The following is a 13,463-nucleotide window of genomic DNA, read 5'->3' on the forward strand; positions in this document are numbered from 1 at the left end:
TCCATGTCTATTGTCTAAATTTTAGCATACCTAGCCCAAAGAAAAAAGGACCATAGCCTTAAGCTACAGTCCCTAAAATATCTAAACATATTGCAATTGTTTGCCGTTTTGATAAGCGTGATCGATCGTTCCACTACCTAGACATTCAGCGCCATCATAAAAGACGACTTCTTGACCTGGTGTGATCGCTCTAACGGGTTCATCAAAGATAACTTCTACCTCTGTTCGTTCATCGTTAAAACGAACTGTCACGCCCGAATCTTTTTGGCGATAACGAAACTTCGCAGTACAATGGAATTCATTTCCACGCTCCTCGATCGGCGCAACAAAGCTCAATTCACTCGCTTTTAAGCTTGTTGCATATAGGTATTCATTGTGATAACCTTGTCCAACTAACAATGTATTAGTGGCTAGATCTTTACCTACAACAAACCAAGGTTCATTACTCTTAGCATCGCCACCGATCCCTAGACCACGGCGTTGACCGATCGTGTAGTTCATCAAGCCAAAGTGTTCACCTTTTACTTCGCCATCTAAAGTCTTCATCAAACCTGGCTTAGCTGGTAAAAATTCACTTAAAAACTTGTTAAAATCACGTTCACCGATAAAACAAACACCGGTCGAATCTTTCTTCTTAGCAGTTGCTAGACCAGCTTCTTCTGCGATCTTACGCACTTCTGACTTATCCATGCCACCGATCGGAAACATCGCTTTTTGCAGATTTTTTTGGGTCAATTGACTCAAGAAATAAGTCTGATCCTTATTTTCATCAGCCCCACGCAATAAGTGTACCGTACCATCTTCATCACGTGACAACTGTGCATAGTGTCCCATAGCGATGTAATCGGCATCTAATTGCATTGCATAATCCAAGAAAGCCTTGAACTTGACCTCTTTGTTACACATCACATCAGGATTAGGTGTGCGTCCCTTCTTGTATTCATCTAAGAAGTATGTGAAAACACCATCCCAATATTCTTTTTCAAAGTTGACCGAATAATACGGGATCCCGATCTGGTCGGCTACTTTAGCTACATCTTGGTAGTCTTCGGTAGCGGTACAAACTCCGCTATCATTTTTATCATCCCAGTTTTTCATGAAAACTCCGACAACATCATAACCTTGTTGCTTGAGCAAATAAGCCACAACTGACGAGTCAACGCCACCACTCATGCCCACAACAACTCTTGTCTTACTATTATCTTGCATGTAAGAACTCACCATCATTTCATTAGATTCTGAATCCAGACGATTTGAAGGTCGTTTTATTCAGTAGCTACCATTATAACGATTATTCCCAACTTTGACAAGGTTTGCTTACTTTTTTATATTAAATTTTTATGCTTTTTCGATAACATTTCGCGCCACGAGATCAGCCAAGATATATTCCAACTGTTCTTGGTTAGTAGCTGTATCTTTTCCTTTGAAGATATTGACTTCTTTTAAACCATTAGCTGTTGTCGTCACCATTTTGAAACTCTTTAGGTCGGCAGAAACGACGATCTTTAGCTTAAAGCCCTTAAATGGTGACGCTGGATCTAGCGAACGTTCTAGTTGAAATTTACCACCTTTAGTCTCAATGAAGCCCGTATCACGTAAAGAATACTTCTTAACATTTGGTGATAGTTGATATGTGGTCGTATCACCTAAAATTTTAGCTGTTGTAGCATATGCCATAATTACACACCTCTAACTTATTTTTTGATACGTTGACTGATCTTGGTCAATTGAGCGACCAATTCATCGATCTCAGCAGCCGTATTATATCTGCCAAAGCTAAATCGCAGTGACTGACTGACCCGTGCCTGATCTTTACCATACATTGCTGCTAAAACATGCGAGGGTTCTAAAGAACCAGCGGTACAGGCGGAACCAGCGGCAGCTGCGATCCCTGCCAAATCTAAATTAGTCAACATCGCATCACTTGGACAGCCCTCAAACCACAGATTGATGATCTGTGGGAGTTCATCTGCTCCCATTTTACCATTTACCTTAACGATCACGCCATTTTCAACTAGCTTATCCACCAATTGACGCTTAAAGCCTTGATAACGTGCTGTCAATTCAGCGCGAGCGTTTTGTTCGAGTTCGATCGCTTTTGCAAAAGCGGCGATCGCTGGAATATTTTCAGTTCCAGCCCGTCTTTTCATTTCTTGATCGCCCCCCCTAAGATGTGGCGCTAGATCAAGGCCTTCACGTTCATATAAAAAGCCCATTTGTTTTGGCCCATTCAATTTATGAGCCGAAGTCGACATGAGATCGATCTGATCGCGTTTGACATCAATATCTAAGATCCCATAAGCTTGAACTGCGTCTGTATGAAACCACGCATTGCTTTTAGCCACAATAGCTCCGATCTCAGTTATCGGCATATGGCTACCAACTTCATTGTTGCCTGTCATGATCGAAACTAGGATCGTATCTGGCCGTAAAGCTTGTTTTAGCTCATCTAATGAGATCACACCATTTTCATCAACTGGTAAATAAGTCACCTCGTAGCCATTTTCTTCCAAATAAGCCATTGGTTTTAAAACAGCTTCGTGCTCGATCATAGTCGTGATCAAATGCCGCCCCTCATCTCTTCGCTTCAAAGCAGTTTGAATGATCGCAGTATTATCGCTTTCTGTCCCCCCGCTCGTAAAAATGATCTCATTAGGATCTTTGGCATTGATCGAAGTCGCTATTTTTTGACGACTTTGTTCTAAAATGCTATGCGCTTTGCGACCAAAAGAATTAGTCGCCGAGGCATTGCCAAAAACGTTTTGCATCATTTCCGTCATCGTTTCGATAACCGCTGGATCCATCGGGGTCGTTCCAGCATTATCCAAATAAATATTATTCACGTTTATTCCTCACTAATCTTGCATCAAATTTAAGATCATCTTAGCTGAACGCTTGCCAGCATCAACGATAAATTCGTCAAATGTTTGGCCCGCATCTTCATCCCCAACATCTGACATTGCACGTACGATAACAAATGGCACCTTAAATTGATAAGCTACTTGTGCGATCGCAGCCCCCTCCATTTCACAGCAAAGAGCCTTAGGATAGATCTCTTTGATCGCTTGGATCTTATCATTTGAAGCCACAAATTGATCACCCGTGACGATCAAACCAGTCTTAGTTGCCAGATCAGCTTTTTTAGCTGCTTTTTCTAAAGCATGCAATAACTCTTCATCAGCTGGGTAAATCTGCGGTTGCTGTGGTAACTGTCCTGGTAGGTAGCCAAATGCTGTTGCATCAGCATCATGATAAGCTGCTCCAGTTGAAAAGACCACATCACCAACATGAAGGCCTTCACCGATCCCACCAGCTGAACCTGAGTTGATCAAGTGATCGACTCCAAATTCAACGATCAATAAGGCTGTCGTCACACCAGCTTGGACTTTCCCGATCCCTGAACGCACTAAAACAACATCATGTCCGTTGAGCTGGCCTGCATAAAAAGCGATCCCACCTAATGTTTTTTCAGTACTGTGGGTCAACTGAGCCCGCAATTCCTTGATCTCTTCTTCCATCGCACAAATAATTCCATACTTCATCAATAAACGACCTTTCTAACTTAGAAATTGACAAAACGCATAAAAAGAAAAACTAAAATGATCGCAACGATCAGACCGATAATGGCATAATTTAGTTTTCTTGCTAACTGCTTTGTCTTTTCTGCTTGGCTTTCTAATTTTTGTTTTTGACGCGTCTTAGTCCGGCTAAAACCGGTGTCTTCTGCAGTTTCGACCGTTTTTTTACTACGACGCAATGGCTTTTCTTCTAGATTGTTTTCTGTCATTGGCAGTTACCTAATTCATCAATTGCCAAAACATTACGGCCATGATCGTTTTACTATCACAGATCAAACCTTCTTGCATGGCTTTTAAAGCTTCAGGTAAAGTCAATTCGACCTTTTCTAAAAATTCATCTTCATCTTGTGGCAATTCAGTCGTTACTGGACTTAAACCACTTGCATGATATAAATAGATCTTTTCATCGGCAAAACCAGGTGATGTATAAAAAGGCATCACTAATTCTAAATTTTTCGCCATGTAACGTGCTTCTTCATTTAACTCACGTGTCGCAGTTTCTAAAGGCGAATTTTGTTCATCGGGCTCGATCTTTCCTGCGGGGATCTCTAAGGTCACTTGTCCTAAAGGTGAGCGCCATTGCTTGATAAAGACCATTTTATCTTGTGGTGTGATCGCGATCACACCAACAGCCCCATGATGGCGTACGATCTCACGCAAAGCTTTCTTTCCATTTGGAAGCGTCACTGTTTCACGATCAAGATCGATCACTTTACCGTCAAATAAATGTTCAACATTTGTAACTTTTTCTTCAAAATCCATTTCGTTCACCTCACTTGTCATTATAGCAAAAAATACGATCTAGCTAAACATCAACAAGCCATGCTCTTGCCATAGCAAAAACACAGCTTGTTAGGAAATATTATTTTTCTAAGCCTTCAGTAACAGCTTCGGGGAAATTATCAGCTACGATCTTAGCACAGCTAGCACATAATTCCTTGAAACGTTCATCAGTACCAACATCAGGCGTGATCCGACGGCAACGTGGACAAGTTTCACCCGTAGCATGTTCAACTTTGATCTTAACTTCACCATAATCATCCGCATCAGCTGGAGCATCAGCTAGATCAGCAATATCTAATTGGGATACGATCAAGGCTTCACGAACGTCAGCACCTAAGTTATCTAATTCTTGTTTTACACCTTCAGAAACATAAAGTGTTACATGAGCTTCAAAAGATTTACCGATCAATTTTTGATTGCGGGCTTCTTCTAAACTCTTCAAAACATGGGAACGAACTTTCATGAAATGAGTCCAGTTTTCCATGATCTGTGCTTCACTATCGAAATGTTCAACTGCAGGCATTTCAGCTAATTGCACATATTCTTCAGGTTCTTTGACAAAGTTCCAAACTTCTTCAGTCGTATGTGGCATTACTGGTGTCATCAATTTAGCCAAACGAACAACCGTTTCATATAAAACAGTTTGCATTGAACGACGCTTCTTAGCATCCTTAGCTTCGATATAAACAACATCTTTAGCTACTGCCAAGTAGAAAGCAGATAATTCTGTCGTTACAAAATTGATGACTTTCTTGTAAATGTCCATGAAGTTGTAGTTAGCATAGTCATCCAAGATCTCTTTGGTAAATCTATTGGCTAAGATCAACATGTATTGATCGATCGCTTCGAGTTCATCAAATGGTACAGTATCTTTAGCCGGATCGAAATCTGTTGTGTTAGCCAATAAGAAACGCATCGTATTTCTGAATTTACGGTAACTTTCAGAAATTTGAGCAAAACTTTCCATTGAGACACGAACGTCAGCTGAAGTATCAACACTTAAGACCCAAAGCCGGATGATCTCAGCGCCCATCTGCTTGATAACTTCTTCAGGAACGATCGTGTTGCCTAATGACTTACTCATCTTGCGTCCTTCAGCATCAAGGGTGAAACCTTGCGACAAGATCTGCTTGTATGGAGCATGCCCTGAGACCGCCACACTTGTGATCAAACTCGAGTTGAACCAGCCACGATATTGGTCAGAGCCTTCCAAGTAAAGATCGGCTGGATAGGTCAAGTAATCACGTTGAGCACAAACACCTTGGTGAGAAGAGCCTGAGTCAAACCACACATCCATGATGTCAGTTTCTTTAGTGAACTTACCATTTGGTGAATGTTCGTTAGTATAGCCTTCTGGCAATAGATCTTTAGCATCTAATTTGAACCAGATATTTGACCCGTGTTTTTCGACTAATTTAGCCACATGCTCGATCGTTTCTTTTTCCATGATCGCTGTTCCGTCTTCAGCGTAGAAGATCGGAAGGGGAACGCCCCAAACACGTTGGCGTGAGATGACCCAGTCACCACGGTCACGGATCATATTGTAGAGACGTTTTTGACCCCATACAGGTAAGAACTTAACTTCATTGATCGCATTCAAAATGTTATCTCTGATCTTATCGACTGAAGCAAACCATTGTGGTGTCGCCCGGAAGATGATCGGCTTTTTAGTCCGCCAGTCAAATGGATAGCTGTGTGCATAATCCATTTCCTTTAAGAGCAAGTTAGCTTCACGTAATTTGTTCAAAGCAACTTCATTAGCATCTTCATAGAAGACCCCATCGAATTCAGGACCACATTCAGCTGTTAAATGACCAGTATCATTAATAGGAGCAAAGATCTCTAAACCATACTTCATCCCCATCTTGTAGTCATCATCACCATAGCCAGGAGCCGTGTGGACTAAACCTGTACCAGATTCAGTCGTTACAAAGTCACCTAACATGACTAATAATTCACGATCTTCGTAGAATGGATGTTGCGCTGTGATGTATTCAAGTTCTCGACCCTTAACGACCTTCAAAGTCTTAACATCTTCCCAGCCGAATAATTCAGCATTCTTTTGGATCAGATCAGCTACCATCACGAATTTACGGTCTTCGCCAGCTGGTTGGACCACTGCATAATCAAAAGAAGCATCGATCGTGATCCCTTCTGAAGCTGGGATCGTCCATGGTGTCGTTGTCCATACGACCATGTATGTATCTTCATCTAAGACACCCTTACCATCAAGAACTCGTTCTGCATAAAAAGCAGATGGTGAAGTCACGTCATGGTATTCAACTTCGGCTTCAGCTAAAGCAGATTCTGATGACCAAGACCAGTAAACTGGACGCTTACCTTTGTAAATAAGTCCTTCTTCAGCCATCTTACCAAAGACCCGAATTTGTTGAGCTTCATATTCAGGATCTAAAGTCACATATGGGTCATCCCATTCGCCTGCGACCCCTAAACGTTTGAAGTCGGTCCGTTGCTTATCAACTTGTTCTAAAGCATATGCACGACATTTTTCACGAAAATCAGCTACAGATAAAGCTTTACGGTCGACCCCAGCTTTTTTGAGCTGTTGTTCGATCGGTAACCCGTGTGTATCCCAACCAGGCACATATGGCGCTCTAAAGCCCATCATTGACTTAGCACGGACAATAATATCTTTTGAGATCTTGTTCATCGCATGTCCCATGTGGATGTTACCATTGGCATATGGAGGTCCATCATGTAAGACAAAAGTTGGCTTACCTTCATTTAATTTTTGGCGCTTTTCGTAAACCTTATTTTCTTCCCATTCGTTTTGACGTTCTAATTCACGAACAGGCAAATTGCCACGCATTGGGAATTTGGTTTTCCCTAAGTTCAAAGTATCTTTGATTCGCATACTCTTTACCCACTGTGCTCAGGTGGTAAGACACAGCTATCCTTTCTTTTTGATAAAACAAAAAGATCTCGCCCACAAAGGGACGAGATCTCGCGGTACCACCCAATTTAAGAATTTAAATAAATTCCACTCTTTGATCATATAACGCGATCAACCGACCAAACCTACTTGATTTCAGTTCGATAAAAAAGAGGTGATAAACCTAAATTCAGAGGATGGCCGGTCCTTGCACCATTTTTCCGGCTCGCTGACATCATAAAAAGAGGTCCGTGTTCTCTTATAATCTTAGCACTATATCTGTTAAGCTAGACGCCTAGTCGTTGTTGCTGTCATCAGCAAAGCGTTGTGAACTAGTATTATCGTTAGAATCAGGGAAGATAACTACTGTTTCAGTCTCTTTTGCTTCTTCAACTGTTTCACTCACAGGTGTATTGTCAGCAACATAAACTTCATTTTCTGCGTCTGTATCATTTGAGAATGATTTTACTTCTTTTGCATGGGATTTGTCAAGGGTATCATCGTGACGAATTGCTTCTTGGATCGCTTCATAGCTCGTTGTTTCACCTTGTTGCAAAATATCGTCCCATTCACTACCTTTAACAACTTCAAGCTGGGATTCCAGCATAACTTGAAGCTTTTGGCGGAAGATACGGGCTTGCTTGCGCAAATCGTCGGTCTCCAAAGCCAAACGTTTTGATTTCTTGGAAGCTTCATCGATAATATGACGTGCTTTTTCATTTGCTTGGTCAATAATATCTTGTCCTTGCTTTTGAGCTTCACGATTGATGATCTCAGCTTCACGTTGCGAATTAGCTTTGACTTTATCAGCAGCTTCTTGAGCAACGATGATCGATTGATTCAAAGAATCTTTCAAATCATTGAAATACTTCAATTTTTCTTGGCTTTGTTTCAAGCTCTCAGTTAAATGTGCATTTTCTTTTAAGACTAATTCATAGTCTTTGATGATCTGATCTAAGAAATCGTTGACTTCATCTTGATCATAACCACGTAACTTGGTATGAAACTCTTTATTATGAATATCCAAAGGGGTCAATGACATCCCCAACACCTCCAAATTTTTAAATCATTTTCTAATTACAGCAACTTCACAGCGCAACTTACCTCGCTTTGATCTACCTAATACAGCACCCAACTTGATCCGGCCAAAACCACGGACCGAAACAATATCTAAAGCGCCCAACTCTGTATCCGGTTTGGTCAACACCATCCAATTTAGCTGGACTTTCTTGGCATTGATCAATTCCTTGACACGGTTACGCGATATATTATAGACTGTTGCGATCATCGTATCGATCCGAAGCGAACTGGTAAAGACAGTTTCAAGTTCCCAATCATTATTAGGAACAAGGCGCTCAGCCAAGTTTTTTTCTTCCAAGTTGACATTGATCTTACCGATCCGTTTGACTTGTTGTAGCAGATAATCACTGATATTTTTTTGGACAATGATCTGCCAACGCTGTGAATCTGTGATAATATCGCCTAAAACTTCGCGCTCTAACCCACTATTTGCCAAAGTCCCTAAAATTTGTCCGTGGGTCAACGACACAAATTTAGTTGGATAATTTATCTCTAGCAGTTGCAACTCAAAATCCTTTGTCTGTGGTTCATAATAGTCAGGATAAAATAAGAGTCGTTTTCGTTCTGCTTGAGCAAAACCGCCATCAGCTTTGACTTTGATCATATCATCAGCCTGTAATAAGAACTGGGTAATATGCTGTTGTCTAGGATCTAAAAAGTGTGTCAAGATCGGGCGATATTCATTTTGCGCTTGGTTGATATAATCGTTCAATGAATCGATCAGTGGCTTTTCTTCTGCGCGAAAATGTTGATAGACCTCACTATTCACCATACTCCCCCATTTCACTAAAAGAGATAAAACAACATAAAGACCCCTTTTTCAACAAACTGTAACACGATCAATGCGACCACCGGAGCAAAGCTGATCCCAGCGATCGGTGGAATAAAATCAAATAACCGTAAATATGGTTGGCACACTTTGATCAATAATTGGCTTAATTGCGTTTGATAAGCTCCTGGAAACCAAGATAATAAACAATAGGCGATGATCAAAAAAGAGTACAAACTAAATAAACTACTGATAAGACTTAATATTCCCAAATTATTCTCCTTAATTGTACTTATAATCACCATTACGCATCGTATCAGTCAAGTTGCCCTCAACTTCAAAATCATGCGGAGTACATAAAAAGATCTGTTCACCGATGCGTTGGATCTCACCATCGACTGCAAAAACTACGCCTGAAAGAAAATCAACTACGCGATGTGCTTGCTCATCATCGATCCTTTGAAAATTAACGACAGCTGCTTGCCCCGCCAAAAGCTTGCCAGCGATCGCTTTAACATCAGAAAAGATCCGAGGTTCAAACAGCATGATCTTCTTTTCAAGTGGCCGACGTTCATTGTGCAAAGCCATTACGTTTCTCTCATCTCGACTTTCAGTGGTAGCTTTAGACCCTGGATAACTTTCCTCACGTGGCTCTTCTTCGTAATTTTCAAAATCATCATCTACGCTGAAGAAACTACTGAGTTTGCTTGAAAATGACATTTTTCAGCCTCCTTGTCTTAATGACGGCGCCGAGTAAAGAATGGTGGATTATTTAAATCGTCTTCGTCACTACTTTGTTCAGCTGAAGAATTGGAACCAAAGACGTTAAAATCCTTCTTCTCAACATTTTGAAATTCAGTCTCACGTTGTTGCGCTGCTTTTCTTGTACCGTTGATCTCACGGGAAAGATCCCAATCACCTAATGGATCATTATTTTGTGCTGATCGTGTGGCCGCGTTGTTTTCTGGTGCACTTGGCGTTGGTGTATTGAACGTTCGTGGTGGTACAACTTTAGATGCGCTATTTTCTTTTTTCTTTTTATCGATCCCAGTTGCGATCACAGTCACGACTACGTTATCTTCCAAAGATTCGTTGATCGAAGTCCCAAAGATGATATTGACATCACTTGTAGCTGCTTGGGAAACAATATCTGAAGCAGCTTGAGCTTCAAATAAGCTTAGATCTGGGCCACCAGTAATGTTTAACAAGACTTGTTCTGCACCGTCGATCGAAACTTCGAGCAATGGTGAAGAGATAGCTTTCTTAGTTGCTTCTTCGGTCCGGGTTTCGCCGTTAGCAGAACCGATCCCCATCAAAGCAGACCCTTGATTTTGCATCACTGTCTTAACGTCAGCAAAGTCCAAGTTCACGTACCCTGGTGAAGTGATCAGATCAGAGATCCCTTGCACACCTTGACGTAGCACGTTATCAGCTTCTTGGAAAGCTTGCAACATCGGGGTTTTCTTATCAACGATCTCAAGCAAGCGGTTGTTAGCAATGATAACTAAAGTATCAACATGCTCTTTCATCTTTGCCACACCTTCAGCAGCAAAACGAGCACGCTTTGGACCTTCAAAACTAAATGGACGCGTCACGACCCCGACCGTCAAAGCACCTTGCTCTTTAGCAATCTTAGCAATGATAGGGGCAGCACCAGTACCAGTGCCACCGCCCATACCAGCCGTGACAAAGATCATATCGGCCCCGCTCAAGGCTTCCGCTAAGGCTTCTTCACTTTCTTGAGCAGCCTTACTTCCGATCTCAGGGTTAGCACCTGCCCCCAATCCCCGAGTCAATTTAGGTCCTAATTGGATCTTTGTTTCTGCGTTAGAATTTTTCAATGCCTGCACATCTGTGTTCGCAACGATAAATTCTACCCCTTTAACATCATCGGCGATCATACGGTTGACCGCATTACCACCAGCGCCACCAACACCAATAACTTTAATTGTGGCACCATGTTCCATTTGATCTGCGTCTAATGCAAATTCCATTCTGTATTCCTCCATCTCCTAATCTTTTAGTCAAAGAATTTATCAAATATCGCCTTGAATCGATCCATTCTCTTAGGTTTATCTTCTTTCTTTTTATCCCTAGGTGTATCATACCCATCAGCTACTGGATCAAAATCAGTCTCGACATCTTGTTGTTCATCTTCATCGATCTGGTTTACTTTTGGTTTACTGATGAATTCTTGACCGTCGAGCGTTCGTCTGATGATCTGATCGATCTCATTTTCTTGCGTGACGTATTCTACGATCCCAATGACCTGTGCAAAAGATGGAAATCGTAAATTCATCTCTTGAGGAATAAAAACTTTAACATTGACCCCAAAGACTTTTTGGGCCAATTCTTTGACACCTGGCAAGGCAGCTAAGCCACCAGTCAAGACGATCCCTCCCGGTAACTGTAAAGCATTGATCCGATCTAGATCAGCTTTCAGTTTACCAAAGATCTGCTGTAAACGAGCTTCAATGATCTGAGCTAAATATTCTTCAGTGATCATCTCTGGCTCTTGTTGTCCCACAACAGTTACTGGGAAAGTATCTTCACTTGAAGCTAATGTTTCATCGGCATAGCCATAATTTCGTTTTAAGATCTCAGCATTCTCGATCGAAGTATTCAAGACGATCGAAATATCACGGGTCACATAATCGCCACCCTCTTGATCAACATAAGTATACTTCAATTGATGATCGTGGATCACAGCAGCCGTTGTTTGCCCACCACCAAGATCGATCAAGATCGCTCCAAAGTCCTTTTCGCCATCAGTCAATGCAACTTGAGATAATGCAAGTGGGGCTACGATCATATCTTTGACCTTTAACCCTGCCCGTTCGATACATTTACGAGTATTATGTAAGATCGTCTTAGGACCTGTGTACATTACTCCTTGCATCTCTAATCTGACGCCGACCATTCCTCGTGGGTCTTTGATCCCATCAAAGCCATCAACGATAAACTCATCTGTAACAATATCGATCACATCGCGTTCAGGTGGTAAATTTTGGACCAAAGCAGCTTCGGTCACACGCCGAACATCAATATCACTGATCTCTTTAGAGTTACCGTCTTCGTTACCGATGGCGATCATCCCTTTACAACGCTCTATTTGGAGCATATTAGCTGGAACACCAACACTCACCTCAGAAATTTGAATATTTGCCTTTTCTTCGGCTTGCTTCACAGCTTCTTTTATCGCCTTAACAACTTGGTCAATATCAACGATCACTCCACGATTGAGACCGGCAGAACGTGTATTACCGTAACCGATTATGTTGATCTGGTCTTTGAGATACTCAGCTATTATGACTTTAATCGAAGTCGTACCGATGTCTATGCCAACATAGATACTAGAGTTTCCCATCAATTTGCCTCCCTTATGATTTTAATAATGTTCTCATTGTTTATTATTTAAATTCAATAGGTTAATTTTAACACAAAAATATAGTAATTGGCTACTTGTCAACCCCCCAAAATAAAAAATTTAGTTCACAACATTTTAGTTATTTCTAATTCTTAATTTTTTGGGTATGAAAATGCCCCAACTTCAAGGTCAACGATGCCTTTTTGCTCCATTTTTGTCGCGATCTGAGGGTAATATTTCATCTTCTTTGTCAGCGTTGAAAGATCAGCAATGACCTCATTGCCATCATTCATGTAAAGCTTGATCCGATTTGGATTTACTTTAGATGGATCATAGTGGATCTCTGAAACGGACTTTTTCAATTCGGTAGGCAATTCTTGCATTTTTGTGACTGCTAATTTCAACTTGGCTTTATCTTTAAAATTATAAAACACGGGATAACTGCCCTTTACTATAGGAGTTCCTTCACTCAAAGGTCGTCCAGTCGTTCCGATCTTATAATACTTATTATTCCGATAAATATAGCCTACTTGGGGATCTTCTTTTACGTCGATCACTATATTATTAACATCTACATAGCGTAATGTCGCTTGCTCAACTAAGCCTACTTTGCTCTGGATCTTATTTTCGATCTTGCTAGCATTGAACCACACATTGAACAAAGATTCATAATAATGAAGTCCACTGGCTTTGATGACTGCCACGCGTAACTGCTTATCATTTGAATCGACTGTCACTGATCTAACGCGACTGATCGGTAAGATCAAACAAAGCGTCAATAATGTCATTATCGAAAAAAAGACTAGCGGAAATAACGCTTGTTGACGCAATGCTTTTTTGCGCTGTTCAGTCAATCGGATCAATTTGCCATTGAACAGATCTTTAGCTGGTGGTTTTGGCTTATCCTGACCGCGTTTTGCTTGTTTTTCGAGCCATGGTTGAAGTTTCTGGTTAGGGACAACTGGCTTCTTTTTCTTCCAAAATCTGATCCTC

General features: G+C 41.2%; 14 protein-coding genes. All 14 read right to left on the reverse strand.

Translation table 11 applies throughout. From position 1 onward, the window contains the following. Window positions 1-81: 81 nt before the first annotated feature. On the reverse strand, window positions 82-1,209 hold the full coding sequence (gene mnmA, locus CPS94_RS04795) for a tRNA 2-thiouridine(34) synthase MnmA (protein ID WP_238145387.1): 1,128 nt from the start codon (window positions 1,207-1,209) through the stop codon (window positions 82-84). 129 nt (window positions 1,210-1,338) lie between these two features. Then, the gene (locus CPS94_RS04800; RefSeq protein WP_004048957.1) at window positions 1,339-1,677 is read right to left on the reverse strand and encodes a DUF1831 domain-containing protein; all 339 of its coding nucleotides are present in this window, start codon (window positions 1,675-1,677) and stop codon (window positions 1,339-1,341) included. Window positions 1,678-1,694: 17 nt separating this feature from the next. Continuing rightward, complete coding sequence (locus CPS94_RS04805; RefSeq protein WP_112286382.1) at window positions 1,695-2,843, reverse strand: cysteine desulfurase family protein; 1,149 nt, start codon at window positions 2,841-2,843, stop codon at window positions 1,695-1,697. A 12-nt stretch (window positions 2,844-2,855) separates the two neighbouring features. After that, complete coding sequence (locus tag CPS94_RS04810) at window positions 2,856-3,542, reverse strand: 5'-methylthioadenosine/adenosylhomocysteine nucleosidase (protein WP_004048959.1); 687 nt, start codon at window positions 3,540-3,542, stop codon at window positions 2,856-2,858. Window positions 3,543-3,562: 20 nt separating this feature from the next. Then, on the reverse strand, window positions 3,563-3,787 hold the full coding sequence (locus tag CPS94_RS04815) for a hypothetical protein (RefSeq protein WP_004048960.1): 225 nt from the start codon (window positions 3,785-3,787) through the stop codon (window positions 3,563-3,565). Between the two features lie 10 nt (window positions 3,788-3,797). After that, a complete protein-coding gene (locus CPS94_RS04820; protein WP_004048961.1) occupies window positions 3,798-4,340 on the reverse strand; it encodes an NUDIX hydrolase in 543 nt (180 codons plus the stop codon). Between the two features lie 100 nt (window positions 4,341-4,440). Continuing rightward, window positions 4,441-7,236, reverse strand: coding sequence for an isoleucine--tRNA ligase (ileS, locus tag CPS94_RS04825; RefSeq protein ID WP_039936113.1), 2,796 nt, complete (start codon window positions 7,234-7,236; stop codon window positions 4,441-4,443). 313 nt (window positions 7,237-7,549) lie between these two features. Then, the gene (locus tag CPS94_RS04830) at window positions 7,550-8,296 is read right to left on the reverse strand and encodes a DivIVA domain-containing protein (protein WP_004048964.1); all 747 of its coding nucleotides are present in this window, start codon (window positions 8,294-8,296) and stop codon (window positions 7,550-7,552) included. Window positions 8,297-8,320: 24 nt separating this feature from the next. Then, window positions 8,321-9,103, reverse strand: a complete 783-nt coding sequence (locus CPS94_RS04835) for a YlmH family RNA-binding protein (protein WP_004048966.1) — start codon at window positions 9,101-9,103, stop codon at window positions 8,321-8,323. 17 nt (window positions 9,104-9,120) lie between these two features. Continuing rightward, complete coding sequence (locus tag CPS94_RS04840; RefSeq protein WP_004048968.1) at window positions 9,121-9,375, reverse strand: YggT family protein; 255 nt, start codon at window positions 9,373-9,375, stop codon at window positions 9,121-9,123. Window positions 9,376-9,385: 10 nt separating this feature from the next. Then, window positions 9,386-9,823, reverse strand: a complete 438-nt coding sequence (locus CPS94_RS04845) for a cell division protein SepF (protein ID WP_004048969.1) — start codon at window positions 9,821-9,823, stop codon at window positions 9,386-9,388. A gap of 17 nt (window positions 9,824-9,840) precedes the next feature. Next, a complete protein-coding gene (gene ftsZ, locus CPS94_RS04850; RefSeq protein WP_004048971.1) occupies window positions 9,841-11,097 on the reverse strand; it encodes a cell division protein FtsZ in 1,257 nt (418 codons plus the stop codon). Between the two features lie 26 nt (window positions 11,098-11,123). Then, entirely contained in the window at window positions 11,124-12,470 is a 1,347-nt protein-coding gene (ftsA, locus tag CPS94_RS04855) for a cell division protein FtsA (protein WP_004048973.1), read from the reverse strand. A 152-nt stretch (window positions 12,471-12,622) separates the two neighbouring features. Next, window positions 12,623-13,324 (reverse strand): cell division protein FtsQ/DivIB, encoded by a 702-nt coding sequence (locus CPS94_RS04860; RefSeq protein ID WP_225418307.1) that lies wholly within the window; start codon window positions 13,322-13,324, stop codon window positions 12,623-12,625. Between the last annotated feature and the right edge of the window lie 139 nt (window positions 13,325-13,463).

Origin of the sequence: Ligilactobacillus murinus (assembly GCF_003288115.1) — a bacterium.
GTDB lineage: Bacteria > Bacillota > Bacilli > Lactobacillales > Lactobacillaceae > Ligilactobacillus > Ligilactobacillus murinus.

Excerpts from the sequence above, each read along its gene's own strand:
- CPS94_RS04815 (WP_004048960.1), bottom strand. The coding sequence starts at position 3,787 with ATGACAGAAAACAATCTAGAAGAAAAGCCATTGCGTCGTAGTAAAAAA.
- CPS94_RS04810 (WP_004048959.1), bottom strand. The coding sequence starts at position 3,542 with ATGAAGTATGGAATTATTTGTGCGATGGAAGAAGAGATCAAGGAATTG.
- ftsZ (WP_004048971.1), bottom strand. The coding sequence starts at position 11,097 with ATGGAATTTGCATTAGACGCAGATCAAATGGAACATGGTGCCACAATT.
- ftsA (WP_004048973.1), bottom strand. The coding sequence starts at position 12,470 with ATGGGAAACTCTAGTATCTATGTTGGCATAGACATCGGTACGACTTCG.
- ileS (WP_039936113.1), bottom strand. The coding sequence starts at position 7,236 with ATGCGAATCAAAGATACTTTGAACTTAGGGAAAACCAAATTCCCAATG.
- CPS94_RS04830 (WP_004048964.1), bottom strand. The coding sequence starts at position 8,296 with ATGTCATTGACCCCTTTGGATATTCATAATAAAGAGTTTCATACCAAG.
- CPS94_RS04845 (WP_004048969.1), bottom strand. The coding sequence starts at position 9,823 with ATGTCATTTTCAAGCAAACTCAGTAGTTTCTTCAGCGTAGATGATGAT.
- CPS94_RS04820 (WP_004048961.1), bottom strand. The coding sequence starts at position 4,340 with ATGGATTTTGAAGAAAAAGTTACAAATGTTGAACATTTATTTGACGGT.
- mnmA (WP_238145387.1), bottom strand. The coding sequence starts at position 1,209 with ATGCAAGATAATAGTAAGACAAGAGTTGTTGTGGGCATGAGTGGTGGC.
- CPS94_RS04800 (WP_004048957.1), bottom strand. The coding sequence starts at position 1,677 with ATGGCATATGCTACAACAGCTAAAATTTTAGGTGATACGACCACATAT.